The 1115-nt window shown below is 46.0% G+C and carries 3 protein-coding genes; all 3 read right to left on the bottom strand.

From position 1 onward, the window contains the following. Positions 1-80: 80 nt before the first annotated feature. A complete protein-coding gene (locus tag BGM27_RS20280; protein ID WP_217031403.1) occupies positions 81-587 on the bottom strand; it encodes a tail assembly chaperone in 507 nt (168 codons plus the stop codon). Positions 588-643: 56 nt separating this feature from the next. Continuing rightward, positions 644-931, bottom strand: a complete 288-nt coding sequence (locus BGM27_RS20275) for a fibronectin type III domain-containing protein (RefSeq protein WP_254122950.1) — start codon at positions 929-931, stop codon at positions 644-646. Continuing rightward, positions 900-1115, bottom strand: a 216-nt coding sequence (locus BGM27_RS20270) for a fibronectin type III domain-containing protein (protein ID WP_254122898.1), incomplete at its 5' end; no start/stop codon positions are given. The genes BGM27_RS20275 and BGM27_RS20270, both read right to left, overlap by 32 nt.

Below are 1115 nucleotides of genomic sequence, written 5' to 3'. Positions count from 1 at the left end.
CAGAAGCTTGTACTCGTTAGGAGTCCATGACATGATTAAATCCACATCATAAACCCCGAGCCAATGTGCGGAATTCGTAATTATTTGGTCGTAGTCGATCCCGTTCTCTCTTTGTACGCCTCTTTCATCATCTTCAGGACTTCCTTGCCGTTCTCTTCGTCCTCCAGCCGTTTCGCTTCCATTTCCGGTGTTTCGTTCGGAGCCGGTTTCTTCCCTTTGTTCATCTTCTCCATCATCTTCCAGCGCTGACGGATCACGCCTTTGAAAAAACCCGCCGAGTCCAGCGTTGTGAATGCTTCATTGATCATCTTGTCAATTGCGTCGCCTGTTTCGTCTTCATCAATGATTTTAATAATTGCTTCTTCAATAGCCTCAATTGATGGCTTTTCTTTCTTCAAGTAAGCGAGTGCACAATCCCAAAAAGCAGAAAGATAGGAAGCCTCTTCGTTGAGCAAGCTCATGTAAATATTCATTGTGCCGCCTTTGCCCTTTTCGTCCGCAGTGGAATATTTTTCGTTTGCCAATCTGTCAAAAGCAAAGTCGCAGCGTGATTTGTATTCTTTATCTCCGATAGTTAAGTAAGCCATTTATAAAACCTCCGATTATTTTTTTATGTTAAAAAAGAGCCCGGGAAGTCCGGACCCTATGATTCCTTTTCTGTTCGTATCGTAAAATTGGCCGATCGTTCCGATTCCCCGGCCGAGTTCACTGCCGACACATTAAAAATGTAGGCCGTGTCCGGCTTGAGATTAGGATTCGACGTATACGAATTCTCTGAGACAGTCGCTATTTTCGCGTAAAATCTGTAAATATTGTAAGATGTCGCCCCTTTCACCGCATCCCAAGAAAAACTCACCTGATTTGAAGTGGCGCTTTTCGCAGTTATATTGCGGGGTACGTTAGGGCGTAACCGCTTGTGTTTGCGTAACAATCTCAGTCATTGAGGATTCGCCCGCATCGTTCACAGCAGAAACGTTGACTGTCAGTTTCGTGTCGGCCGCAATTCCTGTCAGGGTGTGGGATGTGCCTGTGACAGTTGCGTCCAGTTGCTTGCCCGCTCCCCTGTATACCTTATATGAAGTCGCCCCATCTACCGCATCCCATTTCACGGTCAC

It is taken from the genome of Bacillus sp. FJAT-27001, from assembly GCF_019039175.1.
GTDB classification, from domain to species: Bacteria; Bacillota; Bacilli; order Bacillales; family Bacillaceae; genus Bacillus; species Bacillus velezensis.
The sequence above is the reverse complement of the archived record's forward strand: the minus strand, read 5'-3'. Positions and strand labels throughout refer to the sequence as shown.